General features: G+C 65.7%; 24 protein-coding genes. 11 read left to right on the forward strand and 13 right to left on the reverse strand.

The genetic code is table 11. The features are described from left to right. Positions 1-140: 140 nt before the first annotated feature. Complete coding sequence (locus BGI51_RS14550; protein ID WP_187978780.1) at positions 141-1175, forward strand: acyltransferase family protein; 1035 nt, start codon at positions 141-143, stop codon at positions 1173-1175. On the opposite strand, the gene BGI51_RS14555 is transcribed toward BGI51_RS14550, so the two are convergent. Further along, a complete protein-coding gene (locus tag BGI51_RS14555; RefSeq protein ID WP_187978781.1) occupies positions 1169-2227 on the reverse strand; it encodes an oxidoreductase in 1059 nt (352 codons plus the stop codon). The genes BGI51_RS14550 and BGI51_RS14555 overlap by 7 nt on opposite strands. A gap of 81 nt (positions 2228-2308) precedes the next feature. Further along, positions 2309-2746: an HPF/RaiA family ribosome-associated protein gene (locus BGI51_RS14560; protein WP_133859703.1), complete on the reverse strand. Its 438-nt coding sequence runs from the start codon at positions 2744-2746 to the stop codon at positions 2309-2311. Between the two features lie 223 nt (positions 2747-2969). On the opposite strand from BGI51_RS14560, the gene BGI51_RS14565 reads away from it, so the two are divergent. Then, positions 2970-4034: a diguanylate cyclase gene (locus BGI51_RS14565; RefSeq protein ID WP_187978782.1), complete on the forward strand. Its 1065-nt coding sequence runs from the start codon at positions 2970-2972 to the stop codon at positions 4032-4034. Beyond that, positions 4031-4501, forward strand: coding sequence for a Cys-tRNA(Pro) deacylase (gene ybaK, locus BGI51_RS14570; protein WP_187978783.1), 471 nt, complete (start codon positions 4031-4033; stop codon positions 4499-4501). Before BGI51_RS14565 ends, ybaK begins: the two co-directional genes overlap by 4 nt. Before the next feature lie 159 nt (positions 4502-4660). On the opposite strand, the gene xylB is transcribed toward ybaK, so the two are convergent. From xylB to BGI51_RS14615, 9 genes are all read right to left on the reverse strand, one after another. Beyond that, positions 4661-6157, reverse strand: a complete 1497-nt coding sequence (gene xylB / locus BGI51_RS14575; RefSeq protein ID WP_187978784.1) for a xylulokinase — start codon at positions 6155-6157, stop codon at positions 4661-4663. A 72-nt stretch (positions 6158-6229) separates the two neighbouring features. Further along, entirely contained in the window at positions 6230-7705 is a 1476-nt protein-coding gene (locus BGI51_RS14580) for a mannitol dehydrogenase family protein (RefSeq protein WP_187978785.1), read from the reverse strand. A gap of 67 nt (positions 7706-7772) precedes the next feature. Beyond that, positions 7773-8870 (reverse strand): ABC transporter ATP-binding protein, encoded by a 1098-nt coding sequence (locus tag BGI51_RS14585; RefSeq protein WP_187978786.1) that lies wholly within the window; start codon positions 8868-8870, stop codon positions 7773-7775. Between the two features lie 19 nt (positions 8871-8889). Beyond that, positions 8890-9723 carry a carbohydrate ABC transporter permease gene (locus BGI51_RS14590; protein ID WP_133859697.1) on the reverse strand — a complete coding sequence of 278 codons (834 nt, stop codon included), beginning with the start codon at positions 9721-9723 and terminating at the stop codon, positions 8890-8892. 10 nt (positions 9724-9733) lie between these two features. Next, on the reverse strand, positions 9734-10666 hold the full coding sequence (locus tag BGI51_RS14595) for a carbohydrate ABC transporter permease (protein ID WP_133859696.1): 933 nt from the start codon (positions 10664-10666) through the stop codon (positions 9734-9736). A 122-nt stretch (positions 10667-10788) separates the two neighbouring features. After that, entirely contained in the window at positions 10789-12114 is a 1326-nt protein-coding gene (locus BGI51_RS14600) for an ABC transporter substrate-binding protein (protein WP_187978787.1), read from the reverse strand. Positions 12115-12329: 215 nt separating this feature from the next. Further along, positions 12330-12644, reverse strand: coding sequence for a hypothetical protein (locus BGI51_RS14605; protein WP_133859695.1), 315 nt, complete (start codon positions 12642-12644; stop codon positions 12330-12332). 143 nt (positions 12645-12787) lie between these two features. Then, positions 12788-13033 (reverse strand): hypothetical protein, encoded by a 246-nt coding sequence (locus BGI51_RS14610; protein WP_133859694.1) that lies wholly within the window; start codon positions 13031-13033, stop codon positions 12788-12790. Between the two features lie 152 nt (positions 13034-13185). Beyond that, positions 13186-13626 (reverse strand): hypothetical protein, encoded by a 441-nt coding sequence (locus BGI51_RS14615; protein WP_133859693.1) that lies wholly within the window; start codon positions 13624-13626, stop codon positions 13186-13188. A gap of 301 nt (positions 13627-13927) precedes the next feature. On the opposite strand from BGI51_RS14615, the gene BGI51_RS14620 reads away from it, so the two are divergent. Beyond that, positions 13928-14737: an inositol monophosphatase family protein gene (locus BGI51_RS14620; RefSeq protein ID WP_187978788.1), complete on the forward strand. Its 810-nt coding sequence runs from the start codon at positions 13928-13930 to the stop codon at positions 14735-14737. A gap of 48 nt (positions 14738-14785) precedes the next feature. Next, the gene (locus BGI51_RS14625; RefSeq protein ID WP_252977081.1) at positions 14786-15166 is read left to right on the forward strand and encodes a DUF1090 domain-containing protein; all 381 of its coding nucleotides are present in this window, start codon (positions 14786-14788) and stop codon (positions 15164-15166) included. Positions 15167-15172: 6 nt separating this feature from the next. Here the strand turns inward: BGI51_RS14625 and BGI51_RS14630 are convergent, their stop codons facing one another. Then, complete coding sequence (locus BGI51_RS14630) at positions 15173-15739, reverse strand: histidine phosphatase family protein (RefSeq protein WP_187978790.1); 567 nt, start codon at positions 15737-15739, stop codon at positions 15173-15175. A gap of 267 nt (positions 15740-16006) precedes the next feature. Here BGI51_RS14630 and BGI51_RS14635 point away from each other — a divergent pair, with 267 nt between their 5' ends. The 6 genes from BGI51_RS14635 (at position 16007) to BGI51_RS14660 (ending at position 23633) form a co-directional block, all read left to right on the forward strand. Next, positions 16007-16456 carry a FecR family protein gene (locus BGI51_RS14635; RefSeq protein ID WP_187978791.1) on the forward strand — a complete coding sequence of 150 codons (450 nt, stop codon included), beginning with the start codon at positions 16007-16009 and terminating at the stop codon, positions 16454-16456. Continuing rightward, positions 16453-17085: an OmpA family protein gene (locus tag BGI51_RS14640; protein ID WP_133859688.1), complete on the forward strand. Its 633-nt coding sequence runs from the start codon at positions 16453-16455 to the stop codon at positions 17083-17085. Before BGI51_RS14635 ends, BGI51_RS14640 begins: the two co-directional genes overlap by 4 nt. Positions 17086-17095: 10 nt before the next feature. Next, a complete protein-coding gene (locus BGI51_RS14645) occupies positions 17096-19093 on the forward strand; it encodes a CHASE2 domain-containing protein (protein ID WP_187978792.1) in 1998 nt (665 codons plus the stop codon). A 395-nt stretch (positions 19094-19488) separates the two neighbouring features. Beyond that, the gene (locus tag BGI51_RS14650) at positions 19489-21891 is read left to right on the forward strand and encodes a TonB-dependent siderophore receptor (RefSeq protein WP_187978793.1); all 2403 of its coding nucleotides are present in this window, start codon (positions 19489-19491) and stop codon (positions 21889-21891) included. A gap of 84 nt (positions 21892-21975) precedes the next feature. Then, positions 21976-22476, forward strand: a complete 501-nt coding sequence (locus tag BGI51_RS14655; RefSeq protein WP_133859685.1) for a GNAT family N-acetyltransferase — start codon at positions 21976-21978, stop codon at positions 22474-22476. A 101-nt stretch (positions 22477-22577) separates the two neighbouring features. Beyond that, complete coding sequence (locus BGI51_RS14660) at positions 22578-23633, forward strand: hypothetical protein (protein ID WP_187978794.1); 1056 nt, start codon at positions 22578-22580, stop codon at positions 23631-23633. Between the two features lies 1 nt (position 23634). Here BGI51_RS14660 and BGI51_RS14665 read toward each other — a convergent pair whose 3' ends face one another. Beyond that, the gene (locus BGI51_RS14665; RefSeq protein ID WP_133859683.1) at positions 23635-24264 is read right to left on the reverse strand and encodes a LysE family translocator; all 630 of its coding nucleotides are present in this window, start codon (positions 24262-24264) and stop codon (positions 23635-23637) included. Positions 24265-24309 lie beyond the last annotated feature (45 nt).

The raw sequence follows: 24309 nt of genomic DNA on the forward strand, positions 1-24309 counted from the left end.
GGGTCGGGCATCGAGCCGTTCAGCCTGTGATCCGGCGCAATCCAGCCTTTTCCCGGGAACACCCGACCCCGCCATGCCGTCCACAATGACGGCGCGGCGCTGGGTCGTGCCTGGCGGGACGTGGAGGGAAAGGTTCTACAATGCTGGTTTCACTGCAGGCTCTCAGGGCCCTGGCCGCCTGGCTGGTGGTCTTTCATCACTTCATGCAGGTGTTCTTCGACTTCCACGCCGACAGCCTCGGCGGTCATCTGCTCTCCACCCGGGGACAGGTCGGGGTCGATATCTTCTTCGTGCTCAGTGGCTTCGTGATCTACCTGTCCACCGCCGGCCGATCGCTCAGGCGCAGCACCTTCCTCTGGCACCGCATCGCCCGTATCGTCCCGGCCTATTGGCTGTACACCGCGGTGACGGCGCTGATCCTCTATCTGGCCAGCGACGTGATGCCCATCTATGGCGTCGCCGCCCGTGAATTGCTGCTCTCGCTGTTCTTCATTCCCAGCGAGAACCCCGCGGGCTTCGGCCATTATCCGATCCTGCCGGTGGGCTGGACGCTCAACTTCGAGATGCTGTTCTACCTGCTGTTCGCCCTGTCCTTCGGCGTGGCCGAGCGCTGGCGCATCGGCGTGGTCAGCCTGCTGGTGATCCTGGTCAGCCTGGTGCTGGCCCGCGAGTCCTTTGTCAGCAGCTTCTATCGCAATCCGATCATCTTCGAATTCCTGCTGGGCGTGAGCCTGGCCGCGCTTTATCGCCGCGGCGCCCTGCGCGGACCCCGGCCGCTGGCGCTGGCGGCGGCCCTGGCGGCCCTGACCTGCCTGGTGGCCTTTCCGGCCGACCATCCCTGGCGCCTGCTGACCTGGGGCGTGCCCAGTGCGGTCCTGGTGGGCGCCTGCGTAATCCTCGAGCCCTGGTTCGCCGGCTCGCGCCTGTGCAAGGCGATGGGGGACTGGTCCTATTCGGTTTATCTGGTGCACGTCATCGTGCTCTGGCTGGGCGACTACTGGCTGCACCAGCAGTGGGGTTTCAGCCCCTACCAGACCCTGGCGGTCTGTCTCCCGGTGATCCTGCTGCTGGCCTGGGGGAGCTACGAATGGATCGAGCGACGCCTCTCCCGCACCCTGCGCCAGCTGGGCGAACGCCTGGCGGGACGGCGTCCGCAGTGGGTGGCCGGTCAGTAGGACGCGCGTTCGGCGGCGGTGAGTTCGGGCAGCAGCGCTCGACCTTCCGCCGAGGAGCGCTGGGCGGCTTCCAGCAGGGCCATCAGCGCGCAGGCCTGGGCCGGAGGGACGGGATTGGTGGCGCGCCCGGCGAGGGCCTCGACCAGGGCGAGGTAGTAGCGGCGGTGATCGCCCGCCGGCGTCGGCAACGCCTGGCGTTCGCCATCGCCGGTGATGAGCCAGCCCGAATCCGGATCCTGGCCCCAGTCCGGACCACCGGGGCGCACGCCGGCCTTGAGCGCGTCTTCCTGGCAATCCGCTCCCTGCTTGATCCAGCTGCCCGCGGTACCCTGGGCGAGAAAGCGCGGCACACCGCCTGCGGCCAGCATCCCGGCTCTCAGGGTCACTTGACGGGTGCCGTAGTCCAGTTGCACCTGGAACCAGTCGTCGGTGAGGGCGCCGGCGCGCTGCCGCACCAGCTGCGCCTGTAGGCGCTCGGGCAGGCCGAACAGGCAGAGCGCCTGATCCAGCAGGTGGGGGCCGAGGTCGAACCAGAGTCCACTGCCGGGGAGTGCCGCTTCGCGCCAGCGCGTGCGTACCTCGGGACGAAAGCGCTCGATGCGCGATTCCAGGCTGGTCAGCTCACCCAGGGCGCCACTGGCGAGTACCGCCTGCAGCCCGAGAAAATCACTGTCCCAGCGGCGATTCTGGAACACCGACAGCAACCGGCCGGCCTGTTCGGCTTCAGCGGCCAGTTGCCTGGCTTCGGCGAGGGTAACGGTAAAGGGCTTGTCGACCACCACGTGCTTGCCGGCGGCCAGGGCGGCGCTGGCGAGGGGCGCATGGGTCTGGTTGGGTGAGGCGATCACCACCAGGTCGATGGCTGGATCCTGCACCGCGGCCAGGTAGTCCGCGGTGACGCGCACCTTGGGCAGGTCGGCCTGTACGCGCGCGGCATCCCGTGAGGCCACCAGCTCCAGGCTAAGACCGGGAATCGACCCCAGCAGGGGACCATGGAAGGTCTGACCGACGAAGCCGTAACCGATCAGGGCGACGCGAAAGGGGGAGGGCATGAGGCATCCTTGTGCCGGGGTGGAAAAGAGCGAGGCCGCTCAGGGAGCGGCCTCGGTTGAACGCGGAAACCAGAGGTTGCCCTATTTCAACTCGTGATCGTGAGCCAGTTGCTCTCTTTCGAGGAATTCGTCCTGCCGCAGGGAGTCCTTGAACTCCTCAGAGTCCTCCAGGGCCAGGGGGTCATTGAGTTCGCCGCTGGAAAGACGCTTTTTCTCCAGTTTGCCGGACAGGTGGGTAATGGCTCGCAGCAGCTTGTCCGCTGCACCTTCCACTGCCAGGTCGAGGGAATCGGCCTTGTGAGTTACCGAGAGCGGCTGGTGCCCCTTGATACGGGCCTCCATCTGGCACCGCTTGTCCTGAGCACCCGATTTGCCGGCGTTTTCGTCGTTGAGGTGCACCTCGACACGGGTCAGGAGTTCGTCGAAGCGATCCAGGCGGTCTTCCACCACGGACGCCACCCAATTCTGCAAACCGGCACTGCTTTCGATGTTGTGATCACTGTTGACTTGGACTTGCATGCGGCTTCCTCTTTTTGACGGGCCTGACCATTGGATGAGGCCGGTCAGGCCGAGGTTCAAGGCTGTTCGTCCGTTGTGCGTGTCACCCGATGTTTCCTTCTGGCAGTGTTGAGGCGCGTCGCAACTTTCGAAAAACGACGCTCAAGTCGCGGGTCGCTGGCGTTTTGCCCTTATCCACTGATAATGCGCGACCTCTCATCGTCCGTCGCAGTGGGGATTGTCAATGCCAGATGTGCTCACCCGTGGCCGCAGTTTTGCCCGGCGGCTCTGGCTACCCCGTGCGATAGGTCTGTTGCTCAGCCTCAGTTGCATCGTCTCGGTGCAGCTTACCCAGCCGGTGTCCATCGGCCTGTGGCTGCTGCTGCTGGCCAATGCGCTGTGCTGGTCGCCGCTCGCCTACTGGCGCGCCGTCCGCGCGCGCGATCCCTATCGCGCCGAGCTGGGCAATCTGCTGCTGGATTGCGGCTCGGCCGGCTTCTGGGCGGCGAGCATGGGCTTCAATCTCCTGCCCAGCGTGACCCTGCTCGCCATGACCGGTATGAACATGCTCGGCGCCGGGGGCCTGGCGTTCTGGCGCCGGGGTCTGCTCGCGCAGCTGGCGGGCATCCTGGTCGGCCTGGTGGTGCTGCGCCATCCGGTCGCCCTCGAGACCTCCACCGCGCAGATCTATGCCTGCCTGCCGATGATCGTCGCCTATCCCTGGGCCCTGGGCCTGGTGAGCTTTCGCCTGGCGCGGCAGCTGTCGCGGCGCCAGCAGGAGCTGGAGCTGATCAGCAAGCAGGATGGCATGACCGGCCTGCATAACCGCACCCACTGGGATCAGCTGCTGCAGCGCGAATTCGCCCGCTGCAAGCGCAGTGGCGCCACGGCCAGCCTGGTGATGATCGACCTGGACAACTTCAAGCTGGTCAACGATCGCTTCGGTCATCAGGCCGGGGACGAGATGCTGCGGCAATTTTCCGGCCTGCTGGCCCGGACCATCCGCACCAGCGACCTGGCCGGTCGTTTTGGTGGCGATGAATTCGGTATCCTCTTGCCCGACACCTCGCCCGAACGGGCCCTGGACCTGATTCGACGGCTGCAGGAGCGGTTGCACGAGATGCAGGCGGGCGGCCCCGGCGATCGTCAGAACGTCCGCGTCGGCATGAGCTGCGGCGTCGCCGGATTCGACCGGGCCTACGATGACGTTGCCCACTGGCTGCAGGCCGCCGACTTCGCCCTCTACCGGGCCAAGGCGCAGGGCCGCGGGCGGGCTGAGGTGGCCGATCCCCAAGGAGTGCTGGCATGACCCCGGCGATAGAGTTGCTCAAGAAAGCCCAGGTGCCCCACGAGGTGCTGAGCTACCACCATGATCCCAAGGCCGCCTCCTACGGCCTGGAAGCCGTCGAAAAGCTTGGCCTGGCGCCGGAAACGGTGTTCAAGACCCTGTTGGCGGCGAGCGAGAAGCAGGAGTTGCTGGTGGCCATCGTGCCGGTCGCCGGAACCCTGGATCTCAAGGCCCTGGCCCAGGCGGCCGGCGTCAAGAAGCTGGAGATGGCCAAGCCCGACCAGGCCCAGCGCAGCACCGGTTACCTGGTCGGCGGTATCAGTCCGCTGGGGCAGAAGAAGCGACTGCGTACCTTCATCGACAAGTCCGCGGCGGAGTTGCCGGGCATCCATGTCAGCGCCGGACGCCGGGGGCTGGAAGTGGCCCTGGCACCTACGGACCTCGCCCGCTTGCTGGATGCGCCCTTCGTGCCGATCGGCAAGGCCTGAGCGCCTGTCTTTCGGGCAGGGTGGAAAACCGCGTAGTGTTTTCCACGCGCGCTCGGGCTGGTGGTGGACAAGGCTGCGCCGTTGTCCACCCTGCGACGGGTTGGTTGCCGACCTCCAGTAGGGTGAAAACCGCCTGGCGTTTTCCACCCCCTCCGCCCGCTAGGCTATTCCGTAGCTCTCACGCAGCTGCTGCCGGTAGCGCTGGTAGGCCGCTTCGTACTCGGCGACCCGTGCGGGATCCGGTTCGGCACGGCTGGCCGGGTCCAGATGCACGCAGCGCTCGGTGAGGCTGTCGAGCGACTCCGGATGCCCCTGTTCGCGACTCCAGCACCAGGCGGCCTGCAGCGCGCCACCCAGGGCCGCGGCTTCGCCGTGGATCGGGCAGACCACCGGGGTGTTCATCAGATCGGCGATCAGCTGGCGCCACACCGGACTCCTGGCGCCGCCGCCGATCAGTCTCAGGGTATCGCCGGGCATGCCCAGGTCACGCAGCAGATCGAAGCCGTATCTCAGGGCGAAGCTCACTCCCTCGACCACCGCCCGGCACAGGTTGGCGCGGGTGAGGTTGGTGGCGGTGAGGCCATGCAGGCTGGCGGTGGCGGTCGGCAGCGCCGGCACCCGTTCGCCATTGAGGAAGGGCAGCATCAGCACCCCCTCCGCGCCGATGGGCGACTCCGCCACCAGACGGGTGAATTCGGCGAGATCCAGGCCGAGCAACTCGCGGATCTGGCCGCTGGCATTGGTCAGGTTCATGGTGCAGATCAGCGGCAGCCAGCCGCCGTTGGACGAGCAGAAACCCGCCACGGCGGGATGCTCGCTGATGCGAGGTTCGTCGGAATACCCATAGAGGGTGCCCGAGGTGCCCAGGCTCAGGGTGATCTGGCCGGCGCGGCTGTTGCCGGTGCCCAGGGCGCCCATCATGTTGTCGCCGCCACCGCTGGAGACCAGCGCCTGGGCGTTGATGCCCAGTTGGCTGGCGACCTCCGGTCGCAGCCGCCCGACCGACTGATCGGCTTCGATCAACTCCGGCAGGGCGCGCTCCAGGCGACCACTGGGGTCGATATGGCGCAGCAACTCCAGGTCGTACTGGCGCGTGCGCACATTGAAATAGCCGGTGCCCGAGGCGTCGCCGTATTCGGCCACGGCACGGCCGGTCAGCCAGAAGTTCAGGTAATCGTGGGGCAGCAGCACCTGGGCGATCTGGTCGAACACCTCCGGGTGCTGCTCTTTGGTCCAGAGCAGTTTGGAGACGGTGTAGCCCGGTGCGATGGCCAGGCCCAGGCGCTCGATGGAGCCCTCCACGCCGCCCAGGTAGTCCAGCAGACGCTGGTTTTCCGGGGTGGATTCGGTGTCGCACCAGAGCTTGGCCGGACGCAGGACCTTGCCGCTGTCGTCGAGCAGTACCAGACCATGCTGCTGGCCGGAGACGCCGACGCCGAGGATGTCCTGCCCATCGCTGCCGGCCTGCGCCAGGGCGGCGCGGGTGGCCGCCACCAGTGCCCGGATCCAGTCCGCCGGATTTTGCTCGCGGCGGCCGTTGGCGGCCTCGGTCAAGGGGTGCGGCGCACTGCCTTCGCCCAGTACCACCCCGCGCTCGACATCCAGGATCACCGCCTTGGTGCCCTGGGTGCCGCAGTCGATCCCGAGAAACTTCATGCCTGGCCGCTCCTTGTTGTTGTTAGGGCTTGTCTGAAAAGTCGACGCTGAGCAGGCAGCTTTCTGCCAGGGCTAGTCGCCGAGCAGGGTCTGCAAGGTGGCGCTGACCCCGTGGGTACGCAAGTTGTACAGCTGCCGCTCGAAGGCGGCAACGAAGGCCGCGGATTTCGGGATGTGCTTACCGAAGATTTCCTCGGCGCCCAGCAGGCGCTCGGTGAGATTCTTCTGATCCTGCACCAGTTCCTCGCAGTAATTGGCGCGCGGATCGGGGATGCGATAGGTCACCCCGGTCTCGTCCACGCCACGCAGATAGACCGCCCAGGCGGCCACCACCAGGGCGGCGCGATCCATGGCCTGGTCGTCTTCGATCAGGCGGTTGATGGTCGGCACGGTGAACTTGGGAAACTTCGACGAGCCATCGGAGCAGACCCGCTCCAGCTGGTCGGCGATGGCGCGATTGGAGAAGCGCTCGATCAGGGTGTCCTTGTACTGGTCGAGATCGATGCCGGGCACCGGTGCCAGCTGCGGGGTCACGTCCTCGTCCATGTAGGCGCGGATGTAGCGCACGAACAGCGGATCGGCCATGGTCTCGTGGACGAAACGGTAGCCCTTGAGGAAGCCGAGGTAGGTCAGCGCCAGATGGCTGCCGTTGAGCAGCTTGATCTTCATCTCCTCGTAGGGGGTGACGTCATCGGTGAACTGGACGCCGACGTCGTCCCAGGCCGGACGACCGGCGACGAACCTGTCTTCCAGCACCCACTGCAGGAAGGGCTCGCAGACTACCGGCCAGGCGTCCTCGACGCCGTGTTCGGCCAGCAGTGCCTCGCGATGGGCGGTGCTGGTCATGGGGGTGATGCGATCAACCATGGCATTGGGGAAGCTGACGTGCTCGGCGATCCAGCCGTGCAGCTCTTCGTCCACCAGGGCGGCATAGGCCAGCAGGGCCTTGCGGGTGACCTGGCCATTGTGCGGAAGGTTGTCGCAGGACATCACGGTGAAGGGACCGGTGCCCTCGGCGCGGCGCTTGGCCAGGGCCGCCAGCAGGAAGCCGAAGACGCTGCGCGGATCGCCCGGATGCTGCAGGTCGTGCTGGATCTGGGGCAGCTTGAAGTTGAATTCGCCGGTGCTGTCATCCATGCAGTAGCCGCCCTCGGTGATGGTGAGGGAGACGATGCGGGTGCTGGGATGGGCCAGCTTGTCGATCAGCGTCTGGGTGCCTTCCTCGGCCAGCAGCATGCCGCTGATGGCGCCGACGACGCGCACCTCGGTGTCCGGCTCGTCGGCCAGCACCACCTGGGTGTAGAGATAGTCCTGGCCGGCCAGGGCATCACGCATGGCGCGGTCTTCGGCGCGCAGGCCGACGCCGCAGATGCTCCAGTCCAGGTCGCGGCCCTGATTGAGCAGGGCCTCGGTGTAGATGGCCTGGTGCGCGCGGTGGAAGCCGCCGACGCCGATGTGGACGATCCCCTGACGCAACTGGCAGGAGGCGTAGCCGGGCTTGGCGATGTAGTCGGGAAGCTGTTCGAGGTGCTGGCGATTGAGTTTCACGATGGCGATCCTGCAAGGCGGTGCCCCGGGCGCGTGCGGGACGCCGGGGCAGAAAAAGGGGGAAGGGTCAGGCGGCTTTGCGCAGCAGTGGCGCCACGGCGCGGCCCTGTTCGTCGAACAGGTGGCAGAAGTCGACGTCCAGCGCCAGGCGCTGGCGTTCGCCGTAGGCGACGGCGCAGTCACCCGGCACGCGCACGGTCAGCGGCTCTTCGGCCTCGGTGACCATGTGGCAATAGGTGTCGCTGCCCAGGCGTTCGGCCACGTCGCTGATGACCGGCAGCTGGCCGTCGGCGGCCAGGCGCAGGTGTTCCGGGCGAATGCCCAGGGTCACCGGGCTGCCGATCGCGAGGTCGTCACCACGGCGTGGCAGGTGCAGGCGCGGACCGGCCGCCAGCTCCACCTCCACGCCCTGGGCGTCGGTGGCCACCACCTTGCCCTTGAAGAACGCCATCTTCGGCGTGCCCAGGAAGCCGGCGACGAAGAGGTTGGCCGGATGGTGATAGAGCTCCAGGGGCGAACCGACCTGTTCGACGCGGCCGCCGTTGAGCACCACCACCTTGGTCGCCAGGGTCATGGCTTCCACCTGGTCGTGGGTCACGTAGATCATGGTGGCCTGCAATTCCTGGTGCAGACGCGCCAGTTCCAGGCGCATCTGCACGCGCAGGGCGGCGTCCAGGTTGGACAGGGGTTCGTCGAACAGAAAGATCTTCGGCTGGCGGACGATGGCGCGGCCGATGGCCACCCGCTGGCGCTGGCCACCGGAGAGCTGGCGCGGCTTGCGCTCCAGCAGCGGCGTCAGCTCGAGAATGCGGGCGGCATCGGCGACCTTGCGCTCCACTTCCTGCTTGTCGATCTTGGCCAGGTCGAGGGCGAAGGACAGATTCTTGCGCACGCTCATATGCGGATAGAGGGCATAGGTCTGGAACACCATGGCCAGGTCGCGCTTGGCCGGCGACACTTCGGTGATGTCGCGACCGTCCAGCTCCAGGGTGCCGCTGCTGACCTCTTCCAGGCCGGCGATGAGGCGCAGCAGGGTTGACTTGCCGCACCCGGACGGGCCGACGAAGACCACGAATTCGCGGTCGTTGATGTCGAGGTCGACGCCCTTGATGATTTCCAGCGAGTCGAAGCCCTTGCGCAGGCTGCGGATTTTCAGATTGGCCATGACAGGAGTCCTCTTGTTCTTATTTCACCGCGCCGAACGACAGGCCGCGGACGAGTTGTTTCTGGCTGATCCAGCCAAAGATCAGGATGGGCGCGCAGGCCAGCGTCGAGACGGCCGACAGCTTGGCCCAGAACAGTCCCTGGGGACTGGAGTAGGAGGCGATCAGCGCGGTCAGCGGCGCGGCGTTGGACGAGGTCAGGTTCAGCGACCAGAAGGCCTCGTTCCAGCAGAGGATCAGCGACAGCAGCATGGTCGAGGCGATGCCGCCCTTGGCGATCGGCAGCAGCACCCGGACGATTTCCTGGTAGGTGGTGGCGCCATCCAGGCGCGCGGCCTCGAGGATGTCCTTGGGGATGTCCTTGAAGTAGGTGTAGACCATCCAGACCACGATCGGCAGGTTGATCAGGGTGTAGACGGCGATCAGCAGCAGCCGGCTGTCGAGCAGTTCGAACTGCTTGGCCAGCAGATAGATGGGCACCAGTACGCCCACCGCCGGCAGCATCTTGGTGGACAGCATCCACAGCAGCAGGCGCTGGGTGTTTTTGGTCTCGTGGAAGGCCATGGAATAGGCCGCCGGCAGCGCCAGCAGCAGACTCAGCAGGGTGGCGCCAAAGGAGATCACCACCGAGTTCAGCGCGAAGTGGAAGTAGTCGCTGCGTGCCTGGATGGTCAGGTAGTTCTCCAGCGTGGGCGTGAAGAAGAACTGCGGCGGCGTGGCGAAGGCGTCGATCTCGGTCTTGAAGCTGGTCAGCACCATCCAGAAGATCGGGAAGAACAGCACCAGGGCTACCAGCCAGGCGAGCAGGCCCAGCAGCAGGCTCTGCAGGCGCCGGGATTGCTTGAGCGTCAGCATGTCAGGGTCCTCACTGTTGGGTCAGGTTCTTGCCGAGCATCCGCACCAGGATGATGGCGGCGATGTTGGCGATGAGCACGGCGATCAGGCCGCCGGCGGAGGCCAGGCCGACGTCGAACTGCAGCAGGGCCTGGTTGTAGATCAGGTAGGCGAGGTTGGTGGAGGCGAAGCCCGGACCGCCACTGGTGGTGGTGTAGATCTCGGCGAACACCGACAGCAGGAAGATCGTCTCGATCATCACCACCACGGCGATGGGCCGCGCCAGGTGCGGCAGGGTCAGGTGCCAGAAGATGGCGAGCGGGCCGGCGCCATCCAGGCGGGCCGCTTCCTTCTGCTCCTGATCCAGCGACTGCATGGCGGTCATCAGGATGAGAATGGCGAAGGGCAGCCACTGCCAGGACACGATCAGGATGATCGACAGCAGCGGATGGGTGGCCAGCCAGTCCACCGGGGTGGCGCCGAAGAGTTTCCAGACCGCGGCGAGAATGCCGGAGACCGGATGGAAGATCAGGTTCTTCCAGATCAGGGCGCTGACCGTGGGCATGATGAAGAACGGCGAGATCAGCAGGACGCGGACGATACCGCGGCCAAGGAACTCGCTGGCCTCCAGCAGCGCCGAGATCAGCACGCCGAAGACCACGCTGATCAGCAGCACGCTGCCCACCAGCAGCAGGGTGTTGCTCATGCCGGGCCAGAAGCCGGCATCGGTGACGAAGTATTCGAAGTTCTCCAGGCCGACGAAGGCGTGCTCGCCCGGATAGAGCAGGTTGTAGCGGATCAGCGAAAACCAGATGGTCATGCCCAGGGGCACCAGCATCCACACCAGCAGCAGAGCCACCGAAGGGCTGATCAGGAACCAGCCGGGACTAGCACGACGGCGTTGACGACGGGCGGGAGCGGCAGGGGTTTCGACGGCGGGCGTCTTGAGGGTGGAGGTCTGCATGGCGATGCTCCGCAAGGCAGTGGGCCGTGACGAGGCACTGGCGTCTCGCGACGCCAGCGACGGATCAGGCAGGAAAAGCCGCTAGCCCTGGGTCCGCGGGGTGCGGACCCAGGGCTCCAGCGCTACTTGGGATAGCCGGCGCGCTTCATTTCCCGGGCGGTGGACTGCTGCGCCGCCTGCAGGGCCTGCTCGACCGACATCTGCCCGGTGAGGGCCGCGGCGAACAGCTTGCCTACCGAGGTGCCGATGGCCTGGAACTCGGGGATGGTCACGTACTGGATGCCCACATAGGGCACCGGCTTGGCCGAGGGATGGGCCGGGTCGGCGTGCTGCAGCATGTCCAGTGAGACCTTGGCGAAGGGCGCCGCGTCCATGTAGGCCTGGCTGTAGGTGGACTTGCGGGTACCCGGCGGCACGTTGGCGATGCCGTCCTTGTCCGCGACCAGCTTGGCGTAGTCCTTGGAGGTGGCCCAGGTCACGAAGGTCTTGGCGGCATCCTTGTGCTTGGAGGAAGTCGGGATACCCAGGGACCAGGCGTACAGCCAGGAGGAGCCCTTGTCGGTGACCTCGCGCGGCGAGCCGGCGAAGCCGACGCTGTCGGCGACCTTGCTCTGGCTCTTGTCCATGGTGAAGGAGCCGGCGACGCTGGCATCGACCCAGATGGCGCACTTGCCGCTGTTGAACAGCGCCAGGTTCTCGTTGAAGCCGTTGCTGGAGGCGCCGGGCGGACCGTACTTCTTCATGTTGGTGACGTAGTAGTTGGCCGCCGCGGTCCATTCCGGGCCGGTGAATTCCGGTTGCCACTTCTCGTCGAACCAGCGCGCGCCGAAGGCGTTGGCCATGGTGGTGACCAGGGCCATGTTCTCGCCCCAGCCGGCCTTGCCTCTCAGGCAGAGACCGTACTGGTCCTTGTCCGGCTGGTGCAGCTTGCCGGCGAACTCGGCGATCTGGGTCCAGGTGGGCTGGGTGGGCATGGTCAGCCCAGCCTGCTGGAACAGGTCCTTGCGGTAGTAGGTGATGGAGCTTTCGGCGTAGAAGGGCAGCGCATAGAGGGTGCCCTTGACCGACAGGCCTTCGCGAACCGACGGGAAGAGGTCGTCCAGGTCGTAGTTGGCGGGCAGGTCCTTCATGGGCTCCAGCCAGTTCTGGGCGCCCCAGAGGCCGGTCTCGTACATGCCGATGGTCAGGACGTCGAACTGACCGCCCTGGGTGGCGATGTCGGTTGTCAGCCGCTGCCGCAGCACGTTTTCCTCGAGCACCACCCAGTTGAGCTTGATGTCGGGGTGCTGTTCTTCGAAGGTCTTGGACAGCCGCTGCATGCGGATCATGTCACTGTTGTTGACGGTGGCGATGGTGACCGTTTCGGCGGCCTGGAGGGCCAGCGAGAAGGTCAGGCCTGCAGAGAGGGTGACAGCGGACAATAAAAGCGCTTTTGGTGTTGTTTTCATCTTGCACTCCGCGTCCTGTGCAACTGCAGCAGACGCTTTTCTTGTTGTTGTAACCCACTACGCGGCCGGCTGTGACGGCCTTTGCAGCGGAAGCCACGGACCGATTACAGCCCGTTGCCGCCCGGGAAACAAATGCTGAAAGACACCAAAATCGGTATTTTTTTGCACATCCGCGCAAGGCTGCGCGGGACGTGCGATCCGGCCGGCGGCTCTGCCTAGAGACTTTCCGCCTTGACCTTGGTGATGCCGTCCTCGCGATAAAGCTGCAAGGTTCCGGGGGTGGATTCGATCACCCGCTCGTTTTCGATGAGGAAGGAATAGACCGGCGTCGCACTGCCCGGGGCGCGCAGGTTGCGATATTCGTAGACCACCAGGCGATCGAGCTGCGCGACCCGCTGCGGCGAGCCGAAACTCTGCCGGAGTTGTTCCTGGGTACGGCCGCCGAATTGCGACGGATCGGCCGGGGGCTGCGTGGGAGCCGAGCTGCAGGCCGACAGGGCGGCGAACAGGAGAAGGGACAGGCGTTTCATGACGGCTCCGCGTGCAGGTTGAAAGGGCAGAAGAGTTGAGCTGCCCGTAGAACCAGACGGACCTGAAAAAAAGCGATTCATTCCCCAGACAGGATCAAAAAGCATACGAATGGGAAACCATCCGTCGACATCAATCCAACGGACTAGAATACCCAGCGTTGCTCTTGAGCAAGGGTTCGATGTTCGTTCAGCCAGCGGGCGCCATTGACTGGCTGCCGACTGTCGCGCAACTGGGCGTCAGTTCTGGCAGGGATGGCATCGGTACTCGAGAGGGGGACCTGAAGGGTGAGGTCCGCCAGCTTGAGCGGCGGTACGGCGGGGAGGGTGGCAGCTTCGGCATGGAAGGCGGCGAAGGTTGCGATGACGCTGGCCAGAATACGAATTCCCATTCCTTGGGTCTCCTGGTAGATCCGAAGCGCGAATCTACCATTCCACTGCCTATTTGGTTCCCGCTTAGTCTGACGTTACTGCGTATTTGTGATCCCGTTCGTCATCCTCGATACCGGTCGGTCACGCTACCGACAAGCGGATGCCGGGTCGCTCAGGCGACCGGTAGCGGCTCGCGGTGCTTGGCCGCCAGATAAGCGAAGAGCGGCGGGCAATCCGACACCAGGCTGACCAGGGTCTGGCCACCGGCGGGCTCTTGCCGCAACAGCACCTTCTCGCCTCGCACGTTGAGATAGAGGGTGTATTCCGGCGTGCTGGACTGAGCCATGAATCCTTCGCCCATCAGGGCGCTGCCCAGGGCCATCCGCTGTGGCAGATCGCAACTGCCCTGCCACTGGAAGGCACGAATGCCAAGGTTCTCCAGGGTTTCGGCAACGGCGCAGTCGATGCTCAACGGCGGATGATCGAAGAGCGGAAATTCCTGCGACAGCAACTCGAGATGGCGTTCCAGACCTTCGAAATGCTGTCTGGGAATCAGTCGCCGCAACTGCTGCAGCTGACCATTGCCGTGGAATAGCGAAGTTTGTGCGGTCATGGCGTCCTCCCGGTACAACGAGCACTCAACTGTTCTGACGGCGGCGAGCGGATTTGGTGCGGTCCGTCGCTGCATTTCGCCGTCCTGAGTGCCAATACCCGACAGCCTGCGCCGCCGAGATGACACGGCCATGACCAGGGGCTTCTAGTCGGACCTTTGCCGACATCGGCAGAATTTGGCCAGTGCACGGCCACGGTCTGACCGGGGCCAGCGTCAAGGGCGCTGACGGGCAGGATCGCGACTATTCTTTTCCACCGGTGGAACTGGCACCCTGACGCCTTTTCCCGTTCCAGGAGCGCTCATGACCGCTATCGCCCCCGCCATTGCCGAACGCTACCGCGTTGTCCAGGACATCGCCCGGGAAGCGGCGCAGCTCGGCCTCGACTTCTATCGCCGGCGCGGTGCGCTGCAGGTGGACCACAAGGGCAGCGACCTGCAGGACGTGGTGAGCATCGCCGACAAGACGCTGGAGGAGCTCATCCGCCAACGCCTGATCGAGCGCTTTCCGGAGGATGGCCTGCTGGGCGAGGAGGGCGGCGCCACCGACCTGTCCGCGCCCTACCTCTGGGTCATAGACCCCATCGACGGCACCGCGCCCTTTCTCAACGGCCTGCACAACTGGTGCGTGTCCATCGGCCTGATGCACGAGGGCGAGCCCTTGCTCGGCGCCATCATGGATCCGAATCACGACGAACTCTTCCATGGCCTGCGCGGGCACGGCGCCTTCGTCAACGGCCAGCCGCTGCGCGTCCATGCGGCCACCGAAATCCGCCAGGGCCTGACCGGGCTGGGTACCACTCATAGACGCGGCAAGGAACACTTCCTGCCGTTCGTGACCGGTCTGCTGGCAGAGGGGGGGCAATTCTTCCGCAATGGCTCGGGTGCCCTGATGACGGCCTATGTCGCCGCCGGCCGGCTGATCGGCTATTACGAAACCCTGATCCATGGCTGGGACTGCCTGGCGGGCCTGGTCCTGATCCAGGAGGCAGGGGGGCGCCACAACGCGTTCCTGCGCAACGATGGCCTGGTCAATGGCAATCCCCTGCTGGTGGCGGCGCCCGGTGTCTACGATCAGCTCGCCGCGCTGGTCGGGCCGTCGCTGGACGCTTGAGCGAAACGACCCGGAAGCGCTCGCCTTTCAATGTCCGGAGGAATGCCGATGAAAGACCGAACCAGGACAGTGCTGTTCGCGACCAGCCTGTTGCTGCCCGGCATGGCTGTGGCGGCCGACGGCGGCTGCGCGGCGAAGCGCCTGACGCTGGAGCGGCAGATCGCCCAGGCGCAGGCGCAAGGCGATGCAGGGCGGCTGGCGGGGTTGCGGCGGGCACTCGGCGCGGTGCAAGCGCATTGCACCGACGCCGGCCTGCGCCAGCAGCGGCTGGACGTCATCCAGGCCCGGAGCCGCGAGGTGGCCGAGCGAGAACGGGATCTGCGTAGCGCCCAGGCCAAGGGCGACGCCGACAAGATCCAGGTGCGCACCCGAAAGCTGGCCGAGGCGCGCCGTGAACTGGAAGAGGCCCGCGCCAGGGCGGACCGCTGAGCGATCTCAGCGCGTTTCCTTGCGATAGATGCTCGGCTTCCAGTAGTCCTTGAGCAGCAGGTGCAGGGGGCCGCGCCAGCCGCGCTTGCGCAACTGCCAGGCGATCAGCACGTTCATGATGCCGTGCCCCAGCAGCAGTACCGAACCGTGGCGTTCGGCCAGTTCGATGAGGTGATCGGCCGCCTGGCCGGCGCGTACCGAGGAACTGCCGATGGACTCGGTATGGGCGGCGAAACCCAGGAACCAGGCGGATCTGAACAGCAGGCGCCAGGCCTTGACCGGCAGTCGCGGCGTATCCAATTCCAGATAGGGCAGGTGGGCTTCGGCATAGCGGTCATCCACCGGGCTGCCGGGGCGCCCCATCAGGTACTCGAGCGAGCGCACGCAGCGACTCAGGGGACTGCTCACCACGTAACCCGCCTCTTGCGCCAGCCGCCGCGTCTCCGCGGGCTCCTGGCCTGCGGGCACCGGCGCCTTCTGATAGCGCGCGACCCAGTCCTTCATCTCCCTTGGAGTGCAGCGGGCCTTGCTGGATAGATCGGGCTTGCCGTGACGGACCAGAATGATCTGCATGAAAGGTGACCTTGGAAAGATTGCTCACTAGACCGCTGCCGGTGCCGTTCGTCTCGCGGGGTCGTGATGGCATGACTAGTGGCCAGGTGCCATTCGTACTACTTTGCGTGCCGCTTGGCTTGTTTATCTGGTAGAAGGTGACTGGGTTCACGAGTCTGGAGCCCTGACCGCTGCGCAGCAGGCCGCTTCAAGGTTCCATCCGAGGTCCTGCCGGCAATCCGTCGCCCTCACGGCGGCCACGCCCTTCCATCCAGGGACCAGGAAAGCATGAAGACAACACTGTTCGCATTGGCGCTGCTCGGGCTGCAATTGCTGGGGTCTGCGCCGGTCACGGCCGCGGAAGAGGCACATGTGGCGCTGATCAAGAGCGTCTCGGGCAGCGTCAAGGTCCTGCGCCAGAATGCCACCCTGGACGCTCAGGCCGGTACCACCCTGGAGGTGGCCGATCGCCTGCAGGCCGGTCCGGATGCCACCGCCGCCATCGTCTTTCTCGACGGCACCCTGCTCACCCTGGGCAGCGACGCCGATGTGCAATTGCGTGACTATCTCTTCGAGCCCAAGCGCAGTCGCTATGGCTTCTCGCTGTACCTGACCAAGGGCTCCGCCATCTACTCGTCCGGCAAGATCGGCAAGGTCGCCCCCGACACGGTCAAGATCGAAACGCCGACCGCTACCATCGGCGTGCGCGGCACCCGTTTCCTGGTCCAGGCCCAATGAACGCGATGGTCGCTGTCGCGTCCCCTGGGCGTCTGCTGCTGAGCGTGCTGTTGTCCGCGCTGCTGCTGGGCGGCTGTGCCAGTCCGCCGCCGCCGCAGACGCGGGTCATCCTCATGCCCGATGAAGACGGCCATGTCGGCGCCGTTTCGGTAACCAGCCCGGCCGGTCGCCAGGCCATCGACCAGGGCTTCGGCGAGGTCACGGTGGGCGCACCGGGGCAGGCGCCGACCGCTGTGCAGGCGGTCGCCCAACCCCTTTTCGAGCAGCAGCATCGACAGGTGCTGGCGGCTCAGCCGTCGCCGCCGAAGACCTACATCCTCAACTTCCTCTCCGACAGCATGGAGCTCACGCCGCAGTCCAAGGCGCTCCTCCCTGAGGTGCTGGAAACGGCACGGCAGCGCATCCCCACGGAGATTTCGGTTTTCGGCCATGCGGATGGCTCGGGAGCGCCTTCCTACAACCTCGACCTCTCGGGGCAGCGTGCCCGCAAGGTGGCCGGTCTGCTGCAGCGGCTCGATCCCAAGTTGCGTATCAATGTCGAGTTTTTCGGCGATACCGTGCCCCTGGTGCCGACCCGTCCCGGCAAATCCGAGCCGCGCAACCGGCGTGTCGAAGTCCTGATTCTCTAGGTTCGCGGGCATGAACTCCGTTGCGACCCTGCTGCGCCGGCGCGCGCCCTGGATGTTCCTGGTCAGCCTGGGGCTGTCGCTGGCCTTCGGCCTCGCTGCCCTGGCGCAGTTGCCGCCGCTGCAGTACCTCGATCGCCTGGCCTACGACCAGCTCAGTCGCCTTGCGGCCAGCACCGAGGATGCCACGGATGTCCAGGTGGTCAGCATCGACGAGGCGAGTCTGGCGGCGCTCGGGCAGTGGCCCTGGCCCCGCTACCGGGTCGCTCAGCTGCTCTCCCGCATCGCCGAGGCCGAGCCGGCGGCGATCGCCGTGGATGTCCTGTTCAGCGAGCCGGACCGGACCTCGCTCAAGGCCTTGCAGCAGAGTTTCCGCGACGACTTCGGTGTGGACCTGAACTTTTCCGGAGTGCCTGCGGAATTGCAGGACAATGACGGTTATCTCGGCTACGTCATGGGGCAGACGGGGGCCGTCGGCGCCCGTTTCTTCTTTCTCGATCTGCAGCAACCCGTCTCCGGCGGACTGCGGCCAGGGGTCGGCTTCACCGGCGACCTCGACGCCCTTCAGCTGCCCGCAGCCAGCGGCGCGCTGGACAACGTGGCCCCCATCGCCAGCCAGACGCGCTTCAGCGGCTTCATCAACAGCCAGCGTGACAGCGATGGCATCCTGCGGCGCGTCCCCCTGCTGCTCAGCCACCAGGGCATCCTCCATCCGAGTCTGGCGCTGGCCGCCACCCTGCGCGCCCTGGGGCTGAACGAGGCGGTGGTGGATAGCGGCCTTGCCGGGCCGATGCTGCGACTCGGCGATCACCGGCTGCCACTCGATCGCGAAGGCCAGGCGCTGCTGCGGCTGCACAGCGGGGCCGAGCACTATCCGGAGGTCTCGGCAGTGGCGGTGCTCAGCGGCGCGGTGGCGCCGGCCACCCTCAAGGGCAAGGTCGTCTTCGTCGGCGTCTCGGCCGCAGGCTTCAACGACCTGCACACGACGGCGCTGGGCCAGATCTTTTCCGGTGTCAGGCTGCAGGCCGCCCTGACCCAGGACCTGCTGGACGATGCCCTGGTACGGATTCCCCAGTTCGCCGGCGTGCTGCAACTGGTGCTATGCCTGACCGGCGGCCTGCTGCTCGCCGTTGGCTTTCTCTTCAATCGCAGTCAGCGTCGCTTCGCCCTGCTGGCGGCCGCCTTGATCGTCCTGCCGCAACTGCTGGGCGCCTGGCTGTTCGTTCGCCATGACGTCTTCCTGCCGCTGGCCGCGCCTCTGCTGCTGGTGGCGATGCTCTCGGCGCTGGCGCTGATCACCCGGATCATCCTGGCGCGTCAGCACGAAGAGCGCTGGCGCCGGCAGCTGGAACGCTCGCGGCAGGTCACCATCGAGTCCATGGCGGCGGTCGCCGAAACCCGCGATCCCGAAACCGGTGCCCATATCAAGCGCACCCAGTACTACGTTCGCGCCATCGCCGAGCAGTTGCGGCTGTCCGGCCACGCGCCGGAGCAACTCACGCCCGATTACATCAAGCTGCTGTTCCTGTCCGCGCCCCTGCACGACATCGGCAAGGTGGGCGTGCCGGATGCCATCCTGCTCAAGCCCGGCCGGCTGACCCCGGAGGAGATGCAGGTGATGCAGCGGCATGCCGAATTCGGTCGGCAGATCATCCTCAGCACGGCCAGCCATCTGGAGGATGACAACTTTCTCGCCCTGGCCGCCGAGATCGCCAGCACCCACCACGAGAAGTGGGATGGCAGCGGCTATCCCAACGGATTGTCCGGTACCGGCATCCCGCTGGCGGGGCGGATCATGGCGGTGGCCGATATCTACGACGCCCTGATCAGCCGGCGCTGCTACAAGGAGCCGTTCAGCCATGCGGATTCGCTGCAGATGATGCGCGAGATGCGCGGCAGCACCTTCGATCCCCTGGTGCTCGACGCCTTCCTGGCCATCGAGCCGCAGATCTGCGCCATCGCCCAGCGCTTTCACGATGAGGGAGTGGGTGGCTCCAGGCGGCTGGTTTGAACCCGCCCACCGCCGTCTGTAGTTTCCCCAGCCCTCCATTTCCAATTCCGCCTTCACCACAGCGATAGGCCACCGCTCGCGCAACAGCTTTGCCCACTGCCGCGCAAGGTAGGCAGGTCAGTCCCTGTTTCCTTGAAACATTTCCTCGAAAATAGTCAGGACAGGGCGATGGAAGGCTGACACCGGCAGAGGCGCGTCCTTGAGCGCTTCCGGAGCGGAATCGGCTGATTTGCGTTCGCTTATGATATTAATTTGCATTTACAGATGCATCCAGGTTGCATAGCCTGCGTTCCGCCGCGCAAGACGGCAATGGATACCGGTCCCTGGAAAGCCTCCAGCGAGTCCTTACGTGGGGTACGGACGGGTCGGTGTTTCCCTAGAGGACGACCAACGACATGCAGCTCTTCTCCCTTCGTCTCATCGCGCTTTCCGTCTCCCTGGGCGTGGCGACCCTCGCCCAGGCCGCTCCCGTGGCGCTGTCGCAACCGGCGCAGCCGCTGGCCGATGCCTTGCAGAGCTTCGCGCGCGCGAGCGGTTTCCAGGTGAATTACGATCCTGCTGCCCTGGTGGGCAAGCGAGCACCGGCACTGGCGGGGCGGATGGAGCCGGATGTCGCCCTGCAGCGCCTGCTGGCGGGCAGTGGCCTTGCGGCCTCGGTCAGCGGCTCGGTCGCGACCGTCGCCCCGGTGGCCACCCAGGCGGCGACCGGCAGCGTGGCGCTGGAGGCCACCACCATCAGCGCGGACGATGGCTCCCTGACCGGCCGGACGACCACCGAAGGGACACGCTCCTACACCACCGGCGCCATGAGCACCTCCACCGGCCTGCCCCTGTCGATCCGGGAGACGCCCCAGTCGGTGAGTGTCATCACCCGGCAGCGCATGGAAGACCAGGGCATGACCGATCTCAATGATGTGGTCAGATACGCCCCTGGAGTGACGCTGAACAAGTTCGGCGGCGACCGTCAGGAATTCCTCTCCCGTGGCTTCCGCATCGACAACATCATGTACGACGGCCTGCCCACCACGGCCGGGACCTTTACCCTCGACACCCTGTCCTCGGCCGATCTGTCCATCTACGACCGCGTCGAGGTGGTTCGCGGCGCCACCGGCCTGATGACCGGCGCCGGCGATCCTTCGGCCACCCTGAATCTGGTGCGCAAGCGCCCGACCGCCTTCCCCCAGGTCAGCGTCACCACCAGCGCCGGCAGCTGGGACCGCTACCGTACCGAGGTCGACGCCTCCAACAAGCTCAACGAAGCCGGCACCCTGCGCGGTCGCGCCGTGGCCGCCTACGAGGACGGCCACAGTTTCCAGGACGTGCGCGAGCGCAAGCGCCAGACCTTCTATGGCGTCCTCGAAGCGGATCTCAGCGACGCCACCACCTGGACCATCGGCGCGTCCAAGCAGCGCGAGGACAAGACCTCCGATTGGGGCAGCCTGCCCAGCGGTCCCAATGGGGAAAACCTGCACCTGTCGCGCTCCACCTTCCTGAGCGGCGACTGGGCTTACTGGGATCAGGACAACTACACCCTGTTCTCCGACATCACCCACACCTTCGACAACGGCTGGAAGGCCAAGCTGGCGGCGCAGCAGGTCTGGGCGAATTCGGATACCTATTCCAACTACGTCACCACCCTGCCGAGCAACAACTACGCCTACAACACGGTGGCCGATCTCGGTACCGCTTCCGGCGCCTACCGTACCGATTCCGACCAGCTCAACATCGACGCCTCGGTCAGCGGTCCCTTCCAGTTGCTGGGCCGCGAGCACGAATTGATGGCCGGGGTGAGTCGCCGTCAGGAGAAGTTCTATCAGCGTGGCGGCTACTCGGGTGCTACACCGATCGATATCTACAACTTCCGCCCCAGCAGCATTCCCAAGCCGGCCAAGGACAGCCTGACGCCCTATGCCAGCAAGAACACCACGACCGAAGAAGCGATCTACGCGGCGGCGCGTTTCAACCCCATAGACCCGCTGCACGTCATCGTCGGCGGCCGGGTCAGCTGGTATGACTTCGACAACCTCTACAGCGATGACGACTACAAGGCCACGCGTGAATTTACGCCCTATGCCGGCATCATCTACGACCTGAACGACACCTATTCGGTCTACGCCAGCTACACCGATATCTTCAAACCGCAGAGCCAGCAGAACACCGGTAACTCCGTGCTCGCGCCCATGACGGGCAAGAGCTACGAGATTGGCCTGAAGGGCGCCTATTTCGACGGTGCCCTGAATGCCTCCGTAGCGCTCTTCGAGACCATTCAGGAGGGCCGCGCCTATGAGCTGTCCCCCCAGCCGATCGAGTGCACCCGGCAGAGCCGTACCTGCTACGACACTGCCGGCGAAGTGCGCAGCCGTGGCATCGATGCGGAGATCTCCGGGCAACTGGCGCCCAACTGGCAGGCATCGGCGGCCTATACCCTGGTGCTGAGCGAGTACACCAAGGATCTGGTCTACGAAGACCGCCGCTTCGCTCCGGAGCAGCCCAAGCATCTGTTCAAGGCTGCCACCAGCTATCAACTGACCGGGGATCTGAGCAAATGGCGCATCGGCGCCGATGTGCTGGCGCAGAGCGAGACCTTCAAGCGGGTGGGTAATGGCGAGGCCAAGCAGGACAGCTATTCCGTGGTCGGCCTGATGGCGGGCTACCGCTTCAACGACCACTGGGATGGCCGGGTCAACTTCAACAACATCTTCGACGAGAAGTATTGGCAGGGCATTCCCAGCGGCACGGGTTTCGGCACCTACGGCGATCCTCGCAACGTCATGCTTAGCCTGAAGTGGACGCTGTAACCGGCGCGTGACTCGTACGCTTCGCCCTTGTCCGATCCCCCGGACCTGGGCGAAGCTGCGGACTTCCGCGAAGGAGTGCCACCCATGTCCAGCTCGCTCGTCCATCTGGAACGCTATGCCGATCGTCACGCCGAGGGCCTGGCCGCCCTTTATGGCGATCCGGTAGTGGCGCGACAGGTGCTGCAATTGCCTTATCAGACCGCCGAGCAATGGCGGCAGCGGCAGAGCGCCGAGCGCGAAGGCCGGGTGGCGCTGGTCGCCCTGCAGCAGGGGCGGGTGGTGGGCAGCGCCAGTCTCGAACAGCAGCCGCGCATTCGCCGCCAGCATTGTGGTGCCATCGGTATGGGCGTGGCCCGGGATTGCCAGGGGCAGGGCATAGGCACCCAGCTGCTGACGGCGCTGCTCGACCTCGCTGACAACTGGATGAATCTGCAACGGGTGGAGCTGACGGTTTTCAGCGACAACGAGCCGGCCCTGGCGCTCTATCGCAAGCTCGGTTTCGAAGAAGAAGGTCTGCTGCGGCGCTATGCCCTGCGCGATGGGGTGTTCACCGACGTCTACAGCATGGCGCGCTTCAAGCCCTGATCGGGTGTATGAAAGAAACTTGAGTTCATCACAAGAAACCTGAGTTTGTTTCATGCGTCGTGCGAGAAGACAATCTCCAGCCTGTCAGGTGGAGGTGTGCAATGGTCAAGATTCATTCCCAGGGTTCCGCGCGCAGCGAGCAACAGGGTGACGCGTCCCTGGCGTCTCTCGACAATTGCGACCGCGCCGCCCTGATCGCCCAGGGACGCGAGCAGCGTCGGCAGGCGTGGCGTGCCCAGCAGGCTGCGGGGTGTGAGTGGCTTACGGTAGGCGACTTTGGCTGGGGCGATCGGGTGCTGGCGCACTCCTATCTGGTAGGCGCTGCCGCCCATGTCGAGCCGGCGGACGATCACGGGTTCGCCGGCACCTGTCAGGTTCCCGTATTCACCTCGGACCAGTCCTTTGCCATCGGCTGGGAACAGCTTTTCGATGAGGTCGCCGAGGCCCAGGCGCTCGGTCTGGCCGTCAAGCCGATAATCCTCGGGCCGCTGAGCTATCTGTGGCTTGGTCGCGCACTCGATCCCGCCTTCGACCGCCTCGAGCTGCTGGAGTCGCTGCTGCCGGTCTACGGCGAGATCTTCGCGCGGTTGGCCGCCCAGGGCGTGGAATGGATCCAGCTCGACGAGCCGCTGCTGGCGCTGGAGCTGCCGCTGGCCTGGCGTACCGCCTTCGAAAGGGCCTACAACCTGCTGCAGCGCGAGCCGCTGAAGAAGCTGCTGGGCGTGTGTCACGGTGAGCTGATCGACAACCTGGGCCTGGCTACCGCTCTGCCGGTGGAGGGGCTGCATGTGGACTGGCCGCGTTCGGTCCAGGCCCAGCAGGGTCTGCTCGATCGGCTGCCGGCCTACAAGACGCTGTCGCTGGGCCTGGTCGAAGACACCGAGGCCGGGCAGATCGGCCAGCAGCGGCGGCTGCAATTCGCCTACCAGATCGGCGAACGCCTGAAGGAGCGCCTCTGGCTGTCGCCCGTGGTCTTTACCGGAGATGCGGACACGGCCCAGGCCGCTGCTCTGACAGCCGAATTCAACGCTCTGGTGCGGACCGCTCGCCAGGCAGCCGTGGACAAGCCGGTAGCGCCCAGGCAGCAGCCCTGGTCGGCGATCGAAGCGGCCCTGGCCAAGCTGGGCGCCGCCCAGTCCGGGCTGGTGTCGTCCTGAATCAGCGGTGGGCGGTCAGCAACAGACCGCCTGCGCCGGCAAAGAAGGCCCCGGTAGCCTGGTTGAGGCGACGGACCCCACGGGGTCCGCGGATGAAGCGGCGGATCTGCCGGCCGAACAGACCATAGATGAAGGCCGCGACCATTTCCGCGAACAGATGGGTGCCACCCAGGTAGACGAATTGCTGGGTCGTCGGCTGGCTGGGGTCGATGAACTGCGGAAAGACCGCGGCGAACAGCAGGATCGCCTTGGGATTGCTGATGCCGATGAGGAATTCCTGCAGCATCAGCCGGTGCAGCGCCCGCGGTTGGGCCGCCCCGGTCTCGGTCAGGTCCAGGCCGTCAAAGGCCCGGCTGCGCCAGCTCTTCACGCCCAGGTAGAGCAGGTAGAGCGCGCCGATCCACTTGATGACGGTGAAGGCCGTCTCCGAAGCCAGCAGCATGGCGCCCAGGCCCACCGCCGAGATCACCAGGAAGATCACGAAGGCCACATCGCGACCTAGGGCTGCCAAGCCCGCGGTCACCGCGCCATGGCGGATGCCATTGCCGAGCGAGCAGAAGTTGTTGGGGCCGGGGGTCAGGGCGATGAGCAGGGCGACCGGAAAGAACAGCAGGGCATCGACGAGGTTCATGGCGGTCGCCTGGCGCGCCACGCAGGCGCTGAAGAGGAGGGTGGT

The organism is Pseudomonas oryzihabitans (genome assembly GCF_014522265.1).
Taxonomy (GTDB): domain Bacteria; phylum Pseudomonadota; class Gammaproteobacteria; order Pseudomonadales; family Pseudomonadaceae; genus Chryseomonas; species Chryseomonas aestiva.